The organism is Noviherbaspirillum aerium (genome assembly GCF_008929045.1).
Lineage (GTDB): Bacteria > Pseudomonadota > Gammaproteobacteria > Burkholderiales > Burkholderiaceae_D > Noviherbaspirillum > Noviherbaspirillum aerium.
In genome coordinates, this window is sequence record NZ_VFAH01000010.1 from 129,803 (window position 1) to 150,269 (window position 20,467).

Sequence of the window (20,467 nt, forward strand, 5' to 3'; positions counted from 1 at the left end):
GACCGCCGGCAAGGCGAAACCCGCCCTGCGAAATGTTAAACACGCAACATTACATCAAGTGATGATGAGATTGAAGCGAGATTACAAATCTCTATGATGCCACGCATAAAGCAGAGTGGCCCGACACCGGAGAGTTCATCCCGGGCGCGGCAATCAGCTTCCTTGCGCCAGCTTCTTCAATTCGTTGGGTTTCAGGATGATCAGCCGGTGTGCATCCTTCTGGACGATGCCTTGCTGCACCAGCATCAATAGCGCGCGGGTCACGGTTTCGCGGCTGGTGTTGACCATGCTCGCAATGTCCTGGTGGGTGGGAAGATTCTCCACCACTTCATTGCTCTGCCCGTCCTGCTTCTTGATCAGGCCGAGGAAGGTATAGATGCGGCGCGAGGTATTGTGAATGCTGAGCAGCGCACGGAATTCGGAATCCCGCTGGATCTTCTGCGCGAGGTGGCGCAGCATGTGATTGGCCACGGTCGGCGAATGCGAGAAGAGATGCAGCGCATTTGCGCTTGGCAGGAAGGCAACCAGCACTTCGCTCAGCGCGACGACGGAAGCCGAACGCGTCGAATTGTTGATGACTGCAATCTCTCCAAAGAACTCGCCCGGTTGCAGCATGCGCAGGCCGACCGCCCGGCCGTCCTCGGTGATATCCACCACCTGCAACTGGCCCGCCAGCAGGAACAGCAGGTTATCCCCCTTGCCGCCTTTTTGCAGCACGACTTCCCGCTTGCCGTAACGCTTGATGCGCAGGCTTTTCTTCACCATCTCCATGTCTTCTTCCGACAGCTGCTCCAGCAATGGAATGCGGCGGAGATGGATCTGGTAATTCACTTGTCCCGGAGGTTGTCCCTGGATCGCGGACGCACTGGCATCCATTTGTTCGGCGGACGAACTAGGCGGCATGTTGGCAGCGACATCACTCTCATTCGCAACTTGCTGTTCATTCAAGGCCATTCGATCGTTTCCCAGTTTCCTTCAACCAAAATTTATTATAGCAACCCCGCCCTGCGACACGTCGGCTCGTTTCAGCGAATCAGGACTAAATGTGGCGAAAATAGGGCAATCAGAACAATACCTGCTGTATTTGCGCCAACATCTTTCCAGCAGAATTTACGATCTGGCAAAAAATCCTGCAGGAATTCTATGAATACTCCCAGGCAGAACAAACCAATGGCCCAGCACAGAAACTCGTTCAGGCTCGATGCGATTCTGGTGGCGATCAGGGACAGGACCAGATAGGCGAGAAAGTGCATCAGCTTGTCATTGGGCAAACGGGGAAGCAGTCGGGCGGGCGTCAGGCATCCTACTGAAATTCCCGCGACGAAAAACGCAAATGCCGCAAGCGGCCAACTCATTATTTCCATTTTTCAACGTTGTGAAACTGCACCGGTAACGATGCTTGTTTATAAGGCAACAGTGTAGAGCACGGTCGATTTTCCCTTGCCCCGGAGTACGACTTCGCGGATGCGGATAAATTCATGCCGGCGTGCAAGATTGACGGTGCCTTCGCCAACGATAATGTTGTAAGGCAGGTCGCGCGCGAAGTCTTCCAGGCGCGAGGCCACGTTCACGCTGTCGCCCACAGCGGTGTACACGCTGCGAAAACGCGTGCCGAAATCTCCCGCCATGGCGATTCCGCTTTCAATGCCGATACGGACCCGCAGCGGCGCCAGCCCTTTTTCCTTTCGCGCGGCGCTGAGCTGCTGCACTTCCAGAAGAATCTGCTTGGCCGCGTCGAGCGCCAGATCGGCATGATCGCTGATAGGAAGCGGGGCGCCCCAAAAGGCGACCAGGCCGTCGCCGGTGTACTTGTCCAGGGTGCCTTGCCGTTCCAGCACCGGCCGGGTGAGGCAGTCGAGGAAATCACGGGTCAGCTGGGCGGCCTCGATCACCGACAGGGATTCGACCTGGCCGGTGTAGCCCTCCATATCGGCAATCAGCGTGGTGACATGGCATTGCCGAGGCGCGAGCGGATCGGCCAGATCGCTTCGCAGCAGTTCGTTCACCACCGATTTGGCCACATACTGCTGCAAGGTCCCCAGCAGATACCGGGATCTGCGCTGCGCCAGTTGCCAGTCGAACGGCACCGCGACGGCGAGCAGAAGAAGATTTGCCGCAATCGGTCCCGTGGTGGAAAACGACGGGTCATGGCCGCTCAGCCAGTAGGCCATGCCGATCCATAGCAGCGAGCTGCCGAGCAGCAGTGCAACGTTGGCGATGGCCGACAGGCGCGGCAGGGTGAAAATGACCATCAGCGCCACTATCACCGAATACAGGACGGCAGCCATCCTGCCGGAGTTGGCCAGGATGGATGAGCCGGGCTGCGGCTGCCTGTCGAGGAAATGCGTCAATGCCGCTGCGTGGACAAGTACGCCCGGAGTGGACGTGGCCAGCGGCGTGGACACCCGGTCGGACAGGCCGAGGGAAGACGAGCCGATCAGCACCAGGCGCCCCTCGATCATGTCGCGCGGAGCGGAAAGGTTGAGGATGTCGGCCGCGGGTACAAAGGTGTAGGCGCTCCAGGGTCTGGCATAAGGCACGCGCCAGTACCCGTCCTGTTGCTGCAGACCGTCGATGCTGTGATCGCAGCAGCCGAGCAGCGCCAGCGAGAGCGTCGGGAAATGGCGCCCGTCATACCTGGTAAAGAGGGGCAGGCGGCGCACCATGCCGTCCGCGTCCGGCAGCATGCCGATATTGCCTAATGCGGTGCTCTGGGCCAGGCCCGCATGATTGCCGATATAGCCGGTGGCCGATACGGTCTCGCGCCCGCTCCTGACGGGAACGTCGCCGCTGATCTTGCCGACATGCAATGGGGTGGTTCGCATTGCATAGTCGAATGCCTGGGCAAATACGATCGGGTTGGTACGCCCCAGCATGGCAAGATGGGCGTCGCCATCCTGGTCGGCTTTTTCAGGAAAGACAATATCGAAGGCGATGGCTTTGGCGCCATAGGCCAGCAGCAGATTTTCCGCGAGATCGGCCATGCGCGACCTCGGCCATGGCCACGGGCCCACGGCGGCCAGGCTATCTTCATCAATGTCGATCACGGCAATGCGTTTTTCGGGTACATCGGCCAGGCGCATCCGGATGAAGTGATCCCGCAGCCATTCATTGGCAAGCTGCGATTCTCCGGGCACCACCGACCACTGGGACCACAAGGTCAGTAGTACCGTGCTCAGCGCAATCAGGATACGTATGGAGGTGGCCGACATGAAGACAATGCAAAGGCAGGCATGGTTGCAGATTGTCATCAATGTCAATGAAGCAACCTGGCATGCGCTCAAAAGAGAATGTGGGCGCAAGTATAGCGTCATCCCCTGCGGCAACGAAGAAGAAGTCGGCTGGAAACCATTGAAGCGGATTCGCCGGTGCATCCTGCTGGGTGGCGCCTTTCCGGCCTTGCGCCGGCACTCCAGGGCAAACTGATTCTTGCAGCCATTCAGCCGCAATCCGCGCACCAGGAATGGCAATAAGGCAAGTATGGACAGGGATCTATGATAATTCGGACAAGTACGGAAAACACACACTTCGGAGGCTGGCTTTGCTCCGCTTTGCAAATTGTGATAGTTTCTGGCAATAACTAATAATGTTTCTTATGTTTCAGTGTGTTGGTGGATGGGATAAACATGTTTCGTTTTCTGATCTCAGCCCTGCATGTGACGGCATTGCTTGCTTGTCTTCCTGCCGCGGCCCAGTCCGTGGTCGGGGATATCGTATTCGCCTCTGGACAGGTGCAGGTGGCGAACGGCGGTTCGACACGCGCCGCAAAAATCGGCGAGGCGATCAAGCAGGGCGACGAGCTCGTCACCAAGGCGGATGGTTACATCTATGTAAAGACGCGCGACCAGGGCTTCGTCAGCCTGCGTCCGAATTCCGCAGTTCAGTTTGATCTCTATGAATACGCGGCGGACAAGCCGCAGGAAAGCCGGATCAAGACCACGCTCAAGTACGGTGTGCTGAGAAGCGTATCCGGCGTCGGCGCGCAGAGCGCAAAAGACAAATACAGGCTGAACACTCCGGTTGCCGCGATCGGCATTCGCGGCACCGACTTTACCGTTTTCGCCAATGCCGAAGTCACCCGTGCCACCGTGACGTCGGGCGGTATTGTCATGAGCGGCTTCAATGACAGCTGCGCACCGAGCGGAACCGGGCCTTGCAACGGCATCCAGGGAGCGGAATTGTATGCACAGCAATCCGGGATGATGCTCCAGCTTCGCCGCGGCGACAGCCGTCCTGCGCTGCTGGACCGCGAATCGTCGAATCTGCGGCCGGATGTGGTGGCACCGCCGCTGCCCGGCGAGAAGGTGGAGAAGGGCGCGGCGGCCAGCGGCACGACGACCAGCGCCGACCTGGCAGGCAACCAGGCCATCACCCTCAAGCAGGGAATCGCCTTGCAGGAAAAACTGCAGCTGGAGCAGAAGACTGCGACGCCGCCAGCGGTGCCAGTCGTGACTCCGCCGGTAGCGGAGCCTTCGTTGCCTGCGCCGCCGCCCCCCGCACAGGCAGTATTCTGGGGACGCTGGCAGCCCTTTGCGGGCGCAAGCGCATCAACGGCGGGCAAGGACTGGAGCGCGGTGGAAGCCGACAAGCAATTGGCTGTTGTCAGTCTGGCGAATTCGGTGTTTGGATTGGCAAGAAATATGCAAACCGACATGGCCATGCCAGGCGCAGGCATTTTCAACTTTGCGCTGCAATCGCATGAAAGCTATATCCTGAATGAGGCAACAAGCAGGCTGACGACCGCAAGAATCGAAAATCCGGCGTTGAGAATCAACTTCAACAACCGGGAGTTCGATACGAGCTTCAAGCTGGTGAATGAAAGCCATGCGGTGGACGTGGCGGCAAACGGGGGGATTACCGGGAATGGCCTCATGTTCAGCGACAACATCAAATCGTCCGCAACGGTCCGCGGTGCGCTCGCCAACGGCGGCCAGCAGGCGGGATACCTGTTCGAACAGCGCATCAATGAACGGGAACTGGCGGTCGGCGCAACTTACTGGAGCCGGTAAACCCAGGCATTCCTGACCATTCCCTGATTCTTTTATCGCAGGCGGCGAATTGCTCATCCATTCCGTGAAATGCGGCATGGGCATCATGAAGCAAGGCGCCGCCTGCATGCTATTTCGAATTCCACGCATCCCTTCTTTTCACTTCAATGGATAGCCCGGTCCGACCGGCCACGTCGATAGAACAATGAAAATAAAAAGGCCGGCGAGTCAGCAGGCAAAGGCATGAACAGCAACAAGCTCCACAAGCTAGGCCTTGCGCTCTGCGCGTTGGTTCTGGCAACGAATACTCGTGCCCAGGCAGTAGCGAATCCTCCTGATCCGTATCAGGAGGCATTGCAGCTGATGGAACAGGGCAACACCCCCGGCGCGATCGATCAGATCCAGGATCTGCTGAAAACCTCTCCCAATCACGCCGGCGCATGGCTTGACCTCGCGCTGCTGTACTGCGAGCAGGGCGATGCCGCAAGGGCGCGCCGGATTTTCGATCACGTCGAGCAGCAATTCCAGCCGCCGCCCGCCATTCAGGAACTGATCACGCATTACCGCAAGTCGGGTTGTGCCCCGGCGGTGGCGCCGAAAGGCCGCTTCACCTTCACGGTCGGCGGCGGACATACCGACAATGCCAATCGGGGGCTCGCCAACACGGCCATCGACATCGTCCTGCCCCTGGGCGTGACGACAGTGAACCTCGAAGGCTTTACGCCGAAAGCTTCGGTTCTGGCAGCCGTCAGCGCAAACTATGTTCAGGAGATCCAGGCGCTGCCAGGCGTTTCCTGGTTTGCCGGCTTGACGGAAAAGCAGTATCCGAGCGTCCAGGAATTGAATCAGCGTTCCCTGATGGCCGGTATCTCACAGCAGCGCGTGTTCGGCAGGTGGCTGCAGGAGTTCGATGCCGTCGCCACCCATCTGTCGCTGGACGAGCGAAGCCACCAGAAGGGTCTGCTCGCGCGAGGCGCAGTATGGCTTCCGGTTGCCCGGCCGGGACAGCCGCGGTTCGGCGCCGAGCTTTCCCTTAGCCGCTGGCGCTATCCTCATCAGCCGGCTTATGACAACAAGATCATCGAGACCGGCATCAGCATGCGCTGGGCGCCGACCGACCGGCTGGGACTGCGCGCCACGGCGGGCAGGGTGGCCGACCTCGCAAGCAATGCCCGGCCCGGCATGGACAGGCGCGGGCACTACCTGAACCTTGGCGGCCAGTGGCTGATGTCGGAAACCTATCGCCTTGATGCGGGCCTGCGCCTGCGGCGCCTGCAGGACGAAGCGCAATACAGCGTCTTGTTCGGCGAGCGCAGGCATCGCAGCATGCAGCGGCAGATGCATGTCGGTATCCAGATGGAGAAAAACCCCATGACCGCTGGCGTGTGGCGGCTGGAATGGGAGGGCTTGCAAAGCCGCGACAACATTCCCCTGTTTCCCTATAACAGCCGTACGCTCAGCCTGAGCTGGCAATACCAGGTCGATGTATTTTGAGCAACATCAGGCGCCTTTCCCGCAAGGTGCGATGTTGTCACGCCGGTAATCCGACAGTGGTAAACTCTCGCCTGCATGGATCGCGGCCCTGCCATCGGGCTGCCGCGATGATGACCTGCGCAGGAATAGCCAGTCCTCCCAATACAAGACGACCGCCCGGCATCACGCCTCCGGTGTCTTGCAGCGCAATGCAGACGATGGCGCTGCGCGCGCTGCAGTGATTCCGGGCGGAGCGGTGCATTGCGCCTCGCAGGCGCTTTGCGCTTGCCCGATCCCGAAATTGAAAAGCCTGCCGCGCCGGTGCCATCGCCGCGGACCAGGTCCATACGACTACAACGACAGATTTGAAATCAACAGGCGCATAACGATGCCGAAGCTTCATACTTCAACACACAATGTCCCCGCCCTCGAGCAGCGTCTGAAAGATCTGCTGGAAGAACCGCCGGAACGCGTTGCATTTTCACCGGCAAAGCTCACCGCGACGCAGGAACTGGTCAGGCGCTTCGCCGCCTCCGGCCCGCTGCCCCGCAGGATCGTCAACGCCCTCAAGGCCTGGCGTCTCACCGGCTACTCCCCGCGCTGGCTGGCGGTCAGGCTGCCGGTCGTGCGAACGGTCGGGCGCAAGGCCAAGGGCTTCCTCCTGTTCCGCCGGCGCGTCAACGCCCATCTGAACCAGCTTGATCATCACCTTATCCATCAAAGCGAGCACATCAACCGGTTGATCGGCGAGGTGTCGCACAATCTCACTCAACGCGTCGCCGAGTCTTCCCGGAATCTGTCGACCGACTTCGAGGCCAGGCTGGCCGCCGAACGCGAAAACAGCAAGGTGCAAGCCGCGGCGCAGGACGAACGCATGGCCGGGATGGAGCGCACTCTCAAGCAGCTCCAGCAGGCATTGGCCATCAGCGAAAACCGCCTGACGCTGCTCGAAACATCCGGCCGCAGCGGCACGCCCGCCGCGGATGGCGAACAGGACTTCGGCGACTATTACCTTGCGCTGGAAAATCTTTATCGCGGCGAATCCTCGGCCATCGAAGCCCGCTTCGAGCCCTACCTGGGCTTCATCAGCGAAGCCGGCGTCGGCGGCGAGCAGGACCCGGTGATCGATCTCGGATGCGGGCGCGGCGAATGGCTGCGCATCCTGCAGCGCCAGGGACTCCATTCCATCGGCATCGATTCGGACGCCGGCATGCTCCAGCTGGCCCGGGAAGGCGGCAGCAACGTCATCCAGGGCGACATGCTCCCGTTCCTCGAAAGCGCGGCGCCGGAAAGTGTCGGCGCGGTGACCGCCTTCCAGGTGGTGGAGCATCTTCCGCTGGAAGTGCTGATGCGCATGTTCGCGGGAGCGAAAAAAGTATTGCGGCCAGGCGGCGTGATCATCCTGGAAACGCCCAACCCCGAAAACCTGCAGGTGGCCGGCTACAGCTTCTGGCTCGATCCGACCCATATCAAACCGCTGCCGCCGCCGCTGCTCGATTATTTCGCGCGTTACTTCGGCTTCATTGATGTGCGCATCGTGCGTACGCATCCATGGCCGGCGGAGCAGCAATTTCCCGAAGACACGCCGGCTGCCCGTCATCTCAACAAGCTCCTGTTCTGCGAGCAGGATTACGCACTGGTTGCCCGTAAACCGCTATGACCATCACTTCCATCCAACTTCTCTGGCCCCAACTGGAAAGCGGCAGCGACGCGCAGCGTTATGCCGCGGCATTGACGGCCCGCCTGAACGACCTCGGCATCGCCGCGACAGGCGCCGCCGGCCCCGCTGGCCCATGCCTCGCATTCCACTTGCCCGGACACCCGGCGCCGCAGGCGGCTGCAGGCTCAGGCCGGCGTATCGATGTCAGGCCGGGCCTGTTGCCCCTGCCGCCGGCAGCGTCCGACGAAGATATGTCCGGCCGGGAGCAGGCCGATGCGGAAATTGCGGACATGCTTCCCTTCCTCTTCGACGAACAGGCCTTCCTGGCAGACTTGCCGCTGCCGCTGGCGGCGCGCGAGGGCCATGACGGCTATGCATTCGTCGCCTTCGCGGCAGGCCTGGCCGACGACGCGCAGCGGCTGGTACGCATACGCGATCACCTCGTCCGCCTGGTCAAGGGACCCGTCAGCTTTGCCGTGGCGGTGCAGGAGGGCAGGGAAGAGGCTGCGTTGCGCAAGGCGGGAATCGATGTGCTGCCGACGTCCGGCCCGGCCTGCGGACGTGCGCTGCAAGGCGCCGATGCGATCCTGCTCGATCCGCTGAGCAGCGGCCAGAACCTGTACGCAAGCATGCTGTGCCAGGTGCCCGTAGTGGCCATGCTTGCCGCCGACAAAGGCTTTGCCGGCGCCGGCATCGGCGTGGCGGATGCCACCGACGAAGAACTTGCGGGCCTGCTGCTCTTGCTGGCAACCGATCCGCCGATCCGCCGCCGTACCCTCGACGGCCAGCAGGCCCTGCTGCAGGCGCACGGCGAACAAGCCCAGCGCGCCGCGCTCGTCCGCTGGCTGGCGCAGCATGATATCGAGGCGCCGCACAATCAGACCACGCCAGCCACTCCGTCCGCCGAGGCTTTCGAACGCCCGCTGTGCCGCGTCGAAGGCGTCTTCGATTCCAGCTACAGCCTTGCCATCGTCAACCGGCAGCTCGCCATGGCGCTGGAAGACATCGGTGAGCGCGTTGCCCTGTTCACCTACGAGCAGGGCCCGGCGCCCGCGCCGAACTTCCATGCCGTCGAGCAGCCGCAGCGCATTGAACAGATGTGGAAGCGCAGCGAGGAACGGCTGCCGCCCGGCGTATCGATGCGCAATGCCTGGCCGCCGGTGGTGCGCGACATGCGCGGCGCGCGGCGCGTGCTTGCCAATTACGCCTGGGAAGAGACAGCCTTCCCCGAAAAATATGCGGAAGGCTTCAACCAGACGCTTGACCTCATCACCGTCGTCTCCAGCCAGACAGCCAAGGTGCTGCGCGACGCCGGGGTGCGCACGCCGATGGCCATTGTCGGCAATGGCGTCGATCATCTGTTCGATGTCGTTCCCGCGCCGCCGCCGCGCGTTCTGCCGGGCGGTTTCCGTTTCCTGCATGTGTCGTCGTGTTTCCCTCGCAAGGGCGTGGATGTGCTGCTCAAGGCCTACGGCGAAGTGTTCCGCAATACCGACGACGTATCGCTCATCATCAAGACCTTCCCCAATCCGCACAACGACGTGGCGCAGCAGCTTGCGGCGCTGCGCGCAAGCGATCCCGCCTTCCCGCGAGTGGAACTGATCGAGGAAGACTGGACCGGCGAGCAGATTGTCGGCCTTTACCATGCCTGCCAGGTGCTGGTTGCGCCGAGCCGGGGAGAGGGCTTCGGCCTCCCGGTCGCGGAAGCGATGCTGCACCGTCTGCCCGTCATTACCACCGCATGGGGCGGCCAGCTCGATTTCGCCAATGACGAGACGGTCTGGCTGGTGGACTACAACCCCGAGCTGGCGCAAACCCATATCGACCTGCCGGGTTCGCTCTGGGCGGAGCCAAGCGTGGAAAGCCTCAAGCAGAGGCTGCGCGAGCTCCACACGCTGTCGCCCCAGGAACGCGAGCGCAAGACCGCCCGCGCCCGCGAATACATCGCCGCCCGCTATACCTGGCGTCAGGCCGCCGAGCGCACCATGGAAGCGCTGGCCGCCATCAATGCGCAGCCCGCACCGCTGCCGCCGCCCCGCATCGGCTGGGTCAGCACCTGGGGCAGCCGCTGCGGTATCGCCGCGTACTCGTCCCACCTGAGCGCCGCATTTCCCTCAACCAACCTGCGCGTCTACACGCCGGTCAATGAAACCGTCGAAATGCCCGACGGCGCCAATGTGGTCCGCAACTGGACGCTCGGCACCGGGCAGCTGCCGCATGTGATCGAACAGGCCATCGCTGAGAAGCTCGATGCGATCGTTATCCAGTTCAACTGGGCATTCATGTCGCTGGCGGCGTTGAGCGAGCTGGTCAACCGGCTGACGGATGCAGGCATCAAGGTCTTCGTGTTTTTCCACAACACCAGCAGCAGCATTGCGGAAACGCTGGCCGATCACCGCGCCGCGCTTTCCCGTTGCGAACGCCTGATCGTGCATGCCGTCGGCGATGTCCAGCGCCTCAAGAAATGGGGATACCACGACAATGTGACGCTGCTGCCCCTGGGCGTGTATCCGGTGGCATTGCCCGATGAGGCCGCCCGTGCCACGCTGCGCCAGCGCCTCAGGCTGACACGCAAGAAACTGCTTGTCACCTATGGTTTCCTGATGCCGCACAAGGGCCTGTCGGTGATGGTGGAAGCCATGCCGCGCCTGATCGCCGCCCATCCCGACCTTCACCTGCTGATGGTCAATGCCTTCTATTCGGAAGAAGCCTCCGGCGCGGAGCTGAGGCATATCCAGAAACGCATTGCCGAACTCAAGCTCGGGGACCATGTCACCCTGCAAACCGATTTCCTCCCGGAAGAAGAATCCCTCGCCATGCTGTCGCTGGCCGACCTGATCGCCTTTCCTTACCAGCACAGCGAGGAATCCTCGTCAGCCGCGGTTCGCATGGCCCTGGTGGCGGAGCGCCCGGTAGCGATCACGCCGTTGCCCATCTTCGGCGACGTGGCCAGTTCCTGCGGCGTGTTGCCCGGCACCGACGCCGATGCGCTGGCCAAGGGCGTCGATGCGCTGCTGCGCGAGTTGGGAGAGGGTAACCGTGCGCAGGAATATATAGGCAAGGCCAAGGCATATGTCGACCGGCACAATACTCGCCGCCTGTCGCGCCGCCTGTACAACCTGATCGAAGGTTGTGTCACCCAGGCAAGGCTGGAAGCGGACTAATAGAAGGTGAGTTGGCTGTTGCGTACAAGCGACACGCCTAGTGAGTTGCACTACTGTTTGATGGTGTTGTCGTAAAAAAACCACGAAAAAGTAGTCTGAGGCGTTTCATAGGGCTGCTGTCATCGCTTTTTTCCGGTGTTGAGTTGGAAATGGCGGTTACAGCGGCCCTATTTCTTTTGGTTTTTACAAGATGTTTACACTCTCGGGCCGGGAAGCATTGCAAAAATTGCAAACAATCTCCGGGGGTATTCATTTTTGACAATTCTTTTTGTTGTCTGGACACATCGATGTGATACCCATCACATATTTCCTGCAGCCATCGCGTATGATTCGGTTCCAGTGACAGAGAGATGCACGCAGACAACAAGGTGCACCCCGGTTGCTATAGATAGTTAACTGACTTAAATAATTCCTAGGAGCTTTTCAATGGCTGCATCCGCATATTACGCACAAGTACAGCAACTCTACGTAGCGTACTTTGGCCGTCCCGCCGACAAACTCGGCCTCGAGTACTACGCAAAGCTGCTCGACGCAAACGGTGGCAACGACAAGGCAATGCTGCACGACTTCGCGAACTCCGCTGAGTCCAAGGCACTGTACAACCAGACTTCCCTGTCTGCCAAGGTTGCTTCGATGTACGTGACCCTGTTCGGCCGTGAAGGCGACATCGCTGGTATCACTTACTGGGCATCCGAAGTTCAGGCTGGCAAGGTTCTGCTGTCCGAAGTTGCTGCTGCTATCGCTTTCAACGCACAAGCTGCTGACAAGGCTGCTTTCTCCGCCAAGCTGGCTGCTGCTGACGCGTTCACAGCAAAGATCGACACAACAGCTGAGCTGGTTGCTTATGAAACCAACCCGTCGGTTGGCCGTACATGGCTGTCTTCCGTCAAAGACGAGACAACCAAGACTTCCGCTGCTGCAACTATCGACGCAACTCTGACTGCAGCTGTTACCGGCACAAACACAACTGCTGGCCAGACTTTCACTCTTACAGTCGGTGTTGACACAATCAACGGCACAAGCGGCAACGACACCATCAATGCTTTCGCCTCGGGCGTTACATCGACTGGCGCAAATGGCACAACTCTGGGCGCAAACGACACAGTCGACGGTGGTGACGGTACAGATACACTGAACATCGAAGTTCTGTCTGCGGCTGCTGACGCTGCAGCAAACGGTGTTGCTCGTAACACAGTGATCCAAGGCACTATCAAGAACGTTGAACGTGTTTTCGTCACTAACGCTGCCGACCTCGCTGCAGACCTGGATGTCACAACACTGGGTACTGCTGGTGAAGTTTGGAACGTTACAAGCGCCAAGAACGCAACTAAGGTTACTGGCCAACTGGTTGGTTTCAAGAACGTCAACGACGCAAACGTTTCCGTCACTTACGGTGCTACACAAGCTACTGGCTTGGTTGCTCTGGACAACTCCGCAGCAGCAACTGGCCTTACCCTGACCGGCGCAGCTCTGGAAACTGTAACTGTTCAAGGTTCCGTCAAAGCAGCAAACGCAACAACGGCTGGTACAGTGAACCTTATTGATGGTACCAATGCAGACACGATCAAGACACTGAATCTGAATCTGACAACTGCTGCTATCGTCAATGTTGATGGTCTGGATGCACTGACAACTGTCAATGCAGGTTCTTCGACTGGTGGCATTACTTTGACACCGACAGCAGCAGCTACTCCGGCAACAACACTGAAGTCCATCACTACTGGTTCCGGTGCTGATACAGTTGCACTCCGTACAACAACTTCGGCAACTGTTGCCGCTACCGTGTCTACAGGTGCTGGCAATGACAAGATCACTGTCTCCACAACAGGTGCTGGTACAACAACTGTTGACGCAGGTGATGGTAACGACGAAATCACTTTCACACGCGCTCTGAATGTCAAGGATGTGGTTGACGGCGGTACTGGCACAGATACCCTGTCCATCATTGGCACAAGCCTGATCGCTGAAGATTACGAAGTTATCAAAGCAGTTGTTAAAGGCTCTGACATTCTGAAGTTCTCCCAAGCAATGGTTGGTGCAGATGCTTCGAAACTCGCTCAGTTCCAAGGCTTCTCGGTTACAACAGATGTAAGCTCGATCACTAAACTGGCTGATGCTCAGACTGTTGAAACAATCGGTGACGTAACTCTGTCGACGGCAGGCTATGTTGCTAAGGGTGCTGGTACTCCTGCCGCTACTGCAACAACCTACGCTGGCACACTGAACGTGACTGCTTCCGGTGGCGTGTTGGATACTGATGCGAATACCGCTGGCAATCAGACAGACAACGTAGTTGTTACAGCAAGCGCAGCAAACGTGAACATGACTGTCAAGGCAACTGCAGCAACGGCTGCTGCTGCTGGTACAGCATCGTTCGCATCGCTGACAGGTGATGTGCAGACTGCAACTGTCAACCTCGTCAACAGCGTTAATGCAGCTACAACAGCGAAAGCAACCGCTGACGTGCTCGCTAACTTCACACTGTCGACTGCGACTACACAAGACGCTAACAGCAACTACTTCACAGCACTGGGCAACCTGACTTCGCTGACTTTGACCGGCAACGGTGCAGCAACTATCAGCGCAGGCGCAGGCTCGAAGCTGGCAACAATCGATGCTTCCGGTATGACTGGCGTTGCAACTTACGACGCAACTAAGCAAGTTGGTGGCCTGACATTCACTGGTGCAACAGCTACTGCTGAAACCATCAAACTGGGTGGTGGTAAGGATCTCGTAACCACATCGTCCACCTATGACAAGATGGACACAATCACTGGCCTGACACTGGTTAAAGCAGCAGACGGCACACTGGACACAACTAAGTCCGATGATGCATCGATTGGCGGTGTGACTAACTTCGCTAAGACAACCGTTACAGGTTCCACTCTTGGCTTGGCGCTCATCGACGCAGCTTCCAAGGCTGGTGACAGCTTGGTGTTCCAATACGGCGGCGATACATATGTGTTCGTTGACGCAACTGGTGCTGGCACACTGCAAGACGGTGACGTAGTTGTGAAGCTGACAGGTACAGTTGATCTGGACCTGCTGGTCTCCGCTCTGAATGCTTAATTAGCAATCGAGTAAGAAAAGCAAGTTAAGCGGTTAGCAGAACATCGCTGACTGTTTGAAGGGCCAAGGCCTAAAAAACCTTGGCCCTTTTATGCATCACCATATTGCCATTGCAGTAACGTATAGCAGGAACGTCATTCCAAGCTGATATCGGAAGTATCAAACAAGCATGACGAAGCGGCATAGGAAGCCAAGAACCGATGCCTGAGCAGTGAAAAGCCTTGAAGAATTCGAGTGCCAGCATGAGCTGGTAGAGAAGAACAGAGAACTACAGTCGCGGCATTGCAACGCGATGAGGGAGCAACCGACTGCACTAAAACAATGCCCTAGGAAGGCCAGCGGTAACTTGATAGCCGAGGTATGAAAATACCTCGGTTTTTTTTCGCCTATCGTTAGCGTCGGATGATTTTCCCCGAACCAGGGAGATTGGAAAGTTGCAAGAAATCAAGCTATTCCTGAGCAACCGTCCTAGACTTAAAACCAGACCCCCAGGAAGGTCAGTCATTCTTATAGCCGAGGTGCGCAAGCCCCTCGGCGTTTTTCTGCGGTAGGAAGAAAGCAGGAGCTTGGTTGCCAACTATTGCAAGGCAGAAGCCACACAACCCAGTGTGCGGTCGGTTCACATAGATATGGGATTGGCACCTACCATTGGTTACAGGAAACTGTGCCAACCAGGTAGCCAAGGAATCGCTAACCATGTCGAGCATCATCGAACAAGCCATCGCAGCAAAGCATAAACTGAAGCTTCACTACATCGGATACAGCCGCACCGTCGAACCCTATGCCTTCGGCTTACGCCCCGACGGTCTGCCTTTACTGCTGTGCTTCCAGACCGAAGTGCAAGGGAGCGTACGAACCCCCAACAACTGGCTGCTGGTGCGCCCGCATGAGCAGGTGACGATACTGAGTTCAGAAACACAATAAAGCAAAACGATTGTTCTCAGGGAGACAGGAACAATGACAGATGCATGGCATGAGACACAGCAGGCAATACGGGCATTGCGGAAAAGCGAAGACATACGGACTAGGTTAATCGAAGCCTACCGGGCGCTGGTCAAGGTAAGAGGAAAAGACCTGCCAGGCGAAGTGCGGCAGGACCATAAATGGCTTATTGGCGGGATTGATATGCGATCGACTGAGCGCCTCGGTTCCGAAGTCCGCGATAAAGTAATGACTATGACCCCTGCCCAGTTAAGCGAGGCGGTGCATCGCATCGTGACGCTGTATGACGCCTTGCGGGCGTATCAGCCAGTCGTACTACCCACACGGCAGAAGCAGGCGGCATGCCGGACGGTGTTGCGCATGGAAGGGCGAGCAGAAGACTCGGCGGCCTGCGTGGACTGCACTCAATGCCGACTATTCTGACCAATCAAGGAAACCATAAGAAGCTGCTCATCGCGGTACGGGAAACGGACATACAGCTCACAGAGTCCTTTCTTGAGGGCGGTTACCAACTCGTCTATTGCCATACTCTGGACGCGGCAAAGATGGCGCTAGAAGACGGCGTAGACATCGTCGTGGCTGGGGTTCACTTTGATGGTGGAGCTGTATTTGAACTCCTACGTTATGTCCGCATGAATGTAGCCTTCGGCAAACTCCCGTTCTTCGTGTTACTCGACACCAGCGAGCGATATAACTATTCGCCGGCAATCATTCATGGATTAAAGACCGCTGCTAAGGCGCTAGGCGCAACGGCCTTGACTGACCTTGGTGCATTGGTTGAGAAGTTTGGCAGGGAGGAGGCAATTGCGATCCTCCGTCGAGGTATCCTCGATACTCTCTAGCTCAGCTTGCTGTACATGAACACTTCCCATGAATTTTTTTAATTTTTCGATTCTTCATCCATACGCGGTACCCACTAGGTGGGGTTAGCCATGCTCACTACCAATGACAAAGGTAGCCTGGAGGTCAGAAAAAGTTGCTGGGGTAGGGGGGCTTCTATTTTCACGAATACTTAAATCGAACGTCATCAGTCTTGTGCTACTTGCGTATCATTCCTTAACTCCATGAGCCTGCAGTACGAACACCGGTTTGCCCAATGCCGAACCGTGTGAGTAGATAGAATCTAGGATTTCAACCTCACGCGCGCGCAATAGTTGTAACGTCCTCAACCTCTGTTTGGCAAGGGTGGTATTTGCCTGTGACGTCACTTCTCCAAACGTCGTCTGCCATTACTAGGTTCTGCATAGCCATCAAGTCCGAATAGAGATCAGGCATCGGGTACGGCTTGCCGAACCTCCGTTACTTTTTACTTCTTTACTTCTTCATCTCTTTGTATCTTCATCTCTTTATGTCTCAAAACTGGCGCAAACCCTTGTCAGATAAGGGCTAAGGCCAAGTTGAATACTGTTGGACAGTGTGCCAATAAGGTCATAGATCTCTAAGCGCCTCTTCCCATGCCTCTACCATACGAAATTGCTCAGCCATTCCCTCTCCCGTATCACGGTCATGAGCCCTATATTTCAACCGCAGAACGCTCATTGCAATAGCATCCTCTTCGTCTTCATAACAAACGTACCGGAATAAGTAGCCCTCTGCTAACAGGAACCGCCCGTCGTCTTTCGCGAAAACGTTCTCGATACCATAGCTTGTCTCGTACTCTTCCTTGGCAATTGCATTGATTCTTTTGTAAAGGGCTGGCTCCAGGTTATCGCGAGCTGAGGGATTACATACGTAGAGGGGATAAAGAATTTTAGCCCGTTCATGTTGCACTGGGTCGCAGTCCCAAACTTGGATTACCTCATAAAGAAAGCCAAGTAATCTCAATTGACCGAAGGCATGAAGAAAACGCATGTGGCGTTTGTCTTCATCTTTAACATAGTGCAATGCTTCCTTCCCGAAGCAAGGTGAGAGATATTCACCGTCTCTTCTTACCTGCTTAATTAGAAGATCTGTATCACCCACCTCATGGAGTGCTGGAAGGTTGTAACTTTCCATTGGGACCCACTCAGCACGCCAAATGTCTGGATCTATCCCGCCGTAAAGGCCAATGTCCTGCGCCTTGTACAAGGAAAGGAGAAGAGCAATAGCATCAAGTCGTGCTGTAGGTGGGCTTATTCCGGAACGGATTTTTGGTTTGATAAGCGTAAGCAGCCGCTTAAGAGGTGGCCCCTTCGTACCAAGACCATCAATCAGGCTATTGGGCAAATTAAATATTTCTTGCTTCTGTTTGCGCACTATCCATTTATGGCCGCCAGTACGTGGTTGAGAGTTTTCCGCAGCATCGCGCCCGCTTTCGGGATCTGGTACCAAGGCGTCTATTGCTATGTTGGCACGCGGCTTGTATCGCTCAATATAGTTGCGTTCACAAAGCCATAAGCACGCTTTTTGAGCTTGGCTCCGAGTAATTCCCAGCCTTGTAGAAAAGGAATGCTCTGCCCATGCTGTGCTATTGTAGATTCCAGCTCCTCTGCACAGGATGAGATAGCCACCGAGCTCGTTCGGCCCAGCGCCGTCGGTGAGCATTCTTCGAATATCTTCGGCCGAGACGGAGAAGAACTCTCCACCGCTTTTCTTCTTGTCTTCCATTGATGCACTCCTGGCGCTCTGCCATAGATAAAATCAGGCGTTGTCCGCTAATGAATTCGCAAGGGAACTACCCTGTCGATTGAAGAAAATTTGAAGCCGCTCCTGTTTTGCGCTTCGGCCACGAGAACCTCACAGCAGGTTCCTTCGAGTGCCGCAATATCGGAGAACTGCGCAAACTCACACGGCAAAAGCTTTCTGCCGACAAGTCCTTCTAGCACAGCAGATAATTCGCTCTTCGGTGTTCGTACCACCGAGGTCGTCTTGGCGAGCAGATAGCCGTGTGGAAGGGAAAAGAGGAAACGAAAACGCGGACCATGAGCGTTCGTGTACTGCGTCACCAGGCAGAGGACCGCCGGATACAAACCCGGCACAGTGAGACCGCTTTCCGGCGGCATATTCAATTCATTGTTTGCCATGGCGTTAGCTCGCAGAGCGTTCCTGAACGTTGCCAGCGGCCGTGAGAAGCGCTGGCATGAAAGCGGTACCCAAGCTATTAACGGCTGCATTGGCGGCGTCCAGAAGCGTTTCTTGTGCAAGATGAGAGTAACGCTGGGTCGTCTTGACCTGCGTGTGCCCAAGAATCTTCTGCACCTCATAAAGCGAGCGTCCGGCATTGACGAGAAAGGATGCAAAACTGTGCCGCAAGTCGTGAATACGGACGTCAGCCAAACCCGCTCTGGTACGGGCACTGTTCCAAGACCAAAATATGCTCACGAAAGGTTTGCCGGTTTTTGGATTTGCAAAGGTCCAAGGGCAGTTGGGAATGCGGGGGATTGCCCCGAGTATCCTGAGAGCCCCATCGGACAACGGCACATGCCGTGCCCTGCCAGTTTTGGTGATTGGTATTCGCCATGACTTTCGGTCAAGGTCAAAGTCTTCCCAGCGCGCATCCAGCACTTCCCGCTTTCGCGCGCCAGTAAGGATAAGCATCGGCACGATGTACTTGAGCATGGGGTTCTCCGATGCTTCCAGTTGCTCGTACAGCGTTGCAGCTTCGTCCTTGGTCAGATAACGTTCACGTTTGTTGTTCTCTTCCAGCAAGGGAAAGTCCGTAGCCGGATTGCTTTTCATGCCCGGAATATCCCAGCGAAGCGCGAGATTGAACATGTAGCGCAAGATGATCAAGAGCCGGTTGCATGAACCAGGTGCGTGAGTCTTTCGATGCTCGGTGATCAGATGAAGGATATCCTGCTTGTGGATCTCATCCATATGACGCTTGCCCCAGACCGGCTCAATATGGTTGCGCAGAAGGCCCTCATCGCATTGCCAGCTACGTTTGTAGGTCTTCACAAAGGGTAAGTAGCGGGAATGGATGAACTCGCTGATAGTAGGCACCTGTCTGAGTATGCTTTTCTCCTCCAGCGGATCTTCACCCATGGCTATCTTGTTTCTGGCTTTACTGAGGAGGGCGCGAGCTTGGCTGAGCGTCACGTCGTTAGCATCAGCAAGCTTCATCTGACGCGTCTTGCCATGCTTGTCTTGGTAGCGGATGTAATACGTCTTTCGCCCAGTAAGAGTCACTTCACATAATAAGCCCTTTGCCTCGATATCGAAAAGGTCAACCTTTCGTTTGTCGGATGGACATATTGTGTTCTTGACGATATACGGGGTAAGGGTTATTTTGGCCATGATGTTTACTCCAAGGCAGCATCTTAAGTCGGCATAATTGATTCTATTAGTATCAAAACATTAGAAATAGTTCAAAGCTTTATGACTACCAACGAAAGCAAAAAGCCAGAGGAAAATGTTGATTACGAGAAACTGCTTGAAACGTGGAGGAGCCGTGCAACAGCACCGCTTGATATGGAGCCGCTCAACAAGTGGCTCACCGAAGCTTTGTTGAGGAAAGTATCGGTTGCGGTTGCTTTAAGGGCAGCAAGAACAGCCTTGGGGTGGAGTCAACAAGAATTCGCTGAGAAACTTGGAATCAGCAAGATAACGATTGCTAGGATAGAAACCGTCGAGGGTGCTGCAAAGGCTGAGCTTCTAATGCATGCTTTGGCGCTTTTTAGGGATGCAGGCGTAACTGTAGATCTGCTGAATGATCAAGAGATCACCTTGCATATCCGTCATGAAGGATTGGCGCAGGCAGCTATGAGACTACAGAATGAAGAGATGCGGCGTGCGGACCGTAAAAAAGGCAAGGACGCACGCAAAGAATAGCCAGCCACTTCTGACGTCTATTGCATTTCAATGCTTGTAAACTCCGTGTAGGTGAGATCTACTTAATACTTAAGGTAAGTTTTTGAAATTAAAAGAAAAATAGAAAGCGCTGCTCCAAATCTGTAGCAGCCTGTTTTTCATCACAAGGGTAGGGCGTAGGTAAACAAAATAATAGTTCTGATGGATAACGCAAAGTCGTTAACAATCAATGGCTTGGGTTTTTGGTAAACCAGGTTACTTACAACTGGTATCGACAACCTGACCGGCACACTGGGCAACGATACTTTCGTCGTTGACAACACTGGCACAACGGCTCAGCTGACCGCTGCTGACACAATCAACGGCACAAGTGGTGTTGATACGCTGAAGGTTTACAGCAAATCTTCTTCCAACGCTCTTGACACTCTGGGTACACTGACCGA

The 20,467-nt window shown here is 56.5% G+C and carries 16 protein-coding genes; 10 read left to right on the forward strand and 6 right to left on the reverse strand.

The features are described from left to right. Positions 1-153: 153 nt before the first annotated feature. The 3 genes from FH061_RS16085 to FH061_RS16095 form a co-directional block, all read right to left on the reverse strand. Positions 154-954, reverse strand: coding sequence for a Crp/Fnr family transcriptional regulator (locus tag FH061_RS16085; protein ID WP_225984700.1), 801 nt, complete (start codon positions 952-954; stop codon positions 154-156). Between the two features lie 71 nt (positions 955-1,025). Continuing rightward, positions 1,026-1,355: a VanZ family protein gene (locus FH061_RS16090; RefSeq protein WP_151636853.1), complete on the reverse strand. Its 330-nt coding sequence runs from the start codon at positions 1,353-1,355 to the stop codon at positions 1,026-1,028. Between the two features lie 48 nt (positions 1,356-1,403). Further along, a complete protein-coding gene (locus FH061_RS16095; RefSeq protein ID WP_192805090.1) occupies positions 1,404-3,212 on the reverse strand; it encodes a CHASE2 domain-containing protein in 1,809 nt (602 codons plus the stop codon). Between FH061_RS16095 and FH061_RS30490 the strand changes: the two genes are divergently transcribed. The 9 genes from FH061_RS30490 (at position 3,196) to FH061_RS16135 (ending at position 16,138) form a co-directional block, all read left to right on the forward strand. Beyond that, complete coding sequence (locus tag FH061_RS30490; protein WP_192805091.1) at positions 3,196-3,426, forward strand: hypothetical protein; 231 nt, start codon at positions 3,196-3,198, stop codon at positions 3,424-3,426. The two genes, FH061_RS16095 and FH061_RS30490, sit on opposite strands and share 17 nt — an antisense overlap. A gap of 200 nt (positions 3,427-3,626) precedes the next feature. Continuing rightward, positions 3,627-5,009: a FecR family protein gene (locus tag FH061_RS16100; RefSeq protein WP_151636855.1), complete on the forward strand. Its 1,383-nt coding sequence runs from the start codon at positions 3,627-3,629 to the stop codon at positions 5,007-5,009. A gap of 222 nt (positions 5,010-5,231) precedes the next feature. Next, entirely contained in the window at positions 5,232-6,482 is a 1,251-nt protein-coding gene (locus tag FH061_RS16105; protein WP_151636856.1) for a tetratricopeptide repeat protein, read from the forward strand. Between the two features lie 367 nt (positions 6,483-6,849). After that, complete coding sequence (locus FH061_RS16110) at positions 6,850-8,121, forward strand: class I SAM-dependent methyltransferase (RefSeq protein WP_151636857.1); 1,272 nt, start codon at positions 6,850-6,852, stop codon at positions 8,119-8,121. Beyond that, the gene (locus tag FH061_RS16115) at positions 8,118-11,285 is read left to right on the forward strand and encodes a glycosyltransferase family 4 protein (protein WP_151636858.1); all 3,168 of its coding nucleotides are present in this window, start codon (positions 8,118-8,120) and stop codon (positions 11,283-11,285) included. The genes FH061_RS16110 and FH061_RS16115 overlap by 4 nt, the downstream gene beginning before the upstream one ends. Positions 11,286-11,711: 426 nt before the next feature. Then, positions 11,712-14,354, forward strand: a complete 2,643-nt coding sequence (locus FH061_RS16120; protein ID WP_151636859.1) for a beta strand repeat-containing protein — start codon at positions 11,712-11,714, stop codon at positions 14,352-14,354. Between the two features lie 696 nt (positions 14,355-15,050). Further along, a complete protein-coding gene (locus tag FH061_RS16125; protein WP_151636860.1) occupies positions 15,051-15,278 on the forward strand; it encodes a hypothetical protein in 228 nt (75 codons plus the stop codon). A 33-nt stretch (positions 15,279-15,311) separates the two neighbouring features. Then, complete coding sequence (locus FH061_RS16130; RefSeq protein ID WP_151636861.1) at positions 15,312-15,719, forward strand: hypothetical protein; 408 nt, start codon at positions 15,312-15,314, stop codon at positions 15,717-15,719. Then, positions 15,704-16,138: a hypothetical protein gene (locus FH061_RS16135; protein WP_151636862.1), complete on the forward strand. Its 435-nt coding sequence runs from the start codon at positions 15,704-15,706 to the stop codon at positions 16,136-16,138. Before FH061_RS16130 ends, FH061_RS16135 begins: the two co-directional genes overlap by 16 nt. A 586-nt stretch (positions 16,139-16,724) precedes the next feature. Here the strand turns inward: FH061_RS16135 and FH061_RS16140 are convergent. The 3 genes from FH061_RS16140 to FH061_RS16150 are packed head-to-tail and all read right to left on the reverse strand — an operon-like array spanning position 16,725 to position 19,511. Then, the gene (locus FH061_RS16140; protein ID WP_151636863.1) at positions 16,725-17,882 is read right to left on the reverse strand and encodes a hypothetical protein; all 1,158 of its coding nucleotides are present in this window, start codon (positions 17,880-17,882) and stop codon (positions 16,725-16,727) included. Positions 17,883-17,929: 47 nt separating this feature from the next. Next, positions 17,930-18,298: a hypothetical protein gene (locus tag FH061_RS16145; protein WP_151636864.1), complete on the reverse strand. Its 369-nt coding sequence runs from the start codon at positions 18,296-18,298 to the stop codon at positions 17,930-17,932. Between the two features lie 4 nt (positions 18,299-18,302). Further along, a complete protein-coding gene (locus tag FH061_RS16150) occupies positions 18,303-19,511 on the reverse strand; it encodes a site-specific integrase (RefSeq protein WP_151636865.1) in 1,209 nt (402 codons plus the stop codon). An 81-nt stretch (positions 19,512-19,592) separates the two neighbouring features. On the opposite strand from FH061_RS16150, the gene FH061_RS16155 reads away from it, so the two are divergent. Further along, positions 19,593-20,045: a helix-turn-helix domain-containing protein gene (locus FH061_RS16155; protein WP_151636866.1), complete on the forward strand. Its 453-nt coding sequence runs from the start codon at positions 19,593-19,595 to the stop codon at positions 20,043-20,045. The last annotated feature ends 422 nt before the right edge of the window (positions 20,046-20,467 follow it).

Bases quoted from the DNA above. Each gene is read 5' to 3' on its own strand.
- FH061_RS16085 (WP_225984700.1), bottom strand. From the start codon at position 954: ATGGCCTTGAATGAACAGCAAGTTGCGAATGAGAGTGATGTCGCTGCC.
- FH061_RS16090 (WP_151636853.1), bottom strand. From the start codon at position 1,355: ATGAGTTGGCCGCTTGCGGCATTTGCGTTTTTCGTCGCGGGAATTTCA.
- FH061_RS30490 (WP_192805091.1), top strand. From the start codon at position 3,196: ATGGAGGTGGCCGACATGAAGACAATGCAAAGGCAGGCATGGTTGCAG.
- FH061_RS16095 (WP_192805090.1), bottom strand. From the start codon at position 3,212: ATGTCGGCCACCTCCATACGTATCCTGATTGCGCTGAGCACGGTACTA.
- FH061_RS16100 (WP_151636855.1), top strand. From the start codon at position 3,627: ATGTTTCGTTTTCTGATCTCAGCCCTGCATGTGACGGCATTGCTTGCT.
- FH061_RS16105 (WP_151636856.1), top strand. From the start codon at position 5,232: ATGAACAGCAACAAGCTCCACAAGCTAGGCCTTGCGCTCTGCGCGTTG.
- FH061_RS16110 (WP_151636857.1), top strand. From the start codon at position 6,850: ATGCCGAAGCTTCATACTTCAACACACAATGTCCCCGCCCTCGAGCAG.
- FH061_RS16115 (WP_151636858.1), top strand. From the start codon at position 8,118: ATGACCATCACTTCCATCCAACTTCTCTGGCCCCAACTGGAAAGCGGC.
- FH061_RS16120 (WP_151636859.1), top strand. From the start codon at position 11,712: ATGGCTGCATCCGCATATTACGCACAAGTACAGCAACTCTACGTAGCG.
- FH061_RS16125 (WP_151636860.1), top strand. From the start codon at position 15,051: ATGTCGAGCATCATCGAACAAGCCATCGCAGCAAAGCATAAACTGAAG.
- FH061_RS16130 (WP_151636861.1), top strand. From the start codon at position 15,312: ATGACAGATGCATGGCATGAGACACAGCAGGCAATACGGGCATTGCGG.
- FH061_RS16135 (WP_151636862.1), top strand. From the start codon at position 15,704: ATGCCGACTATTCTGACCAATCAAGGAAACCATAAGAAGCTGCTCATC.
- FH061_RS16140 (WP_151636863.1), bottom strand. From the start codon at position 17,882: ATGGAAGACAAGAAGAAAAGCGGTGGAGAGTTCTTCTCCGTCTCGGCC.
- FH061_RS16145 (WP_151636864.1), bottom strand. From the start codon at position 18,298: ATGGCAAACAATGAATTGAATATGCCGCCGGAAAGCGGTCTCACTGTG.
- FH061_RS16150 (WP_151636865.1), bottom strand. From the start codon at position 19,511: ATGGCCAAAATAACCCTTACCCCGTATATCGTCAAGAACACAATATGT.
- FH061_RS16155 (WP_151636866.1), top strand. From the start codon at position 19,593: ATGACTACCAACGAAAGCAAAAAGCCAGAGGAAAATGTTGATTACGAG.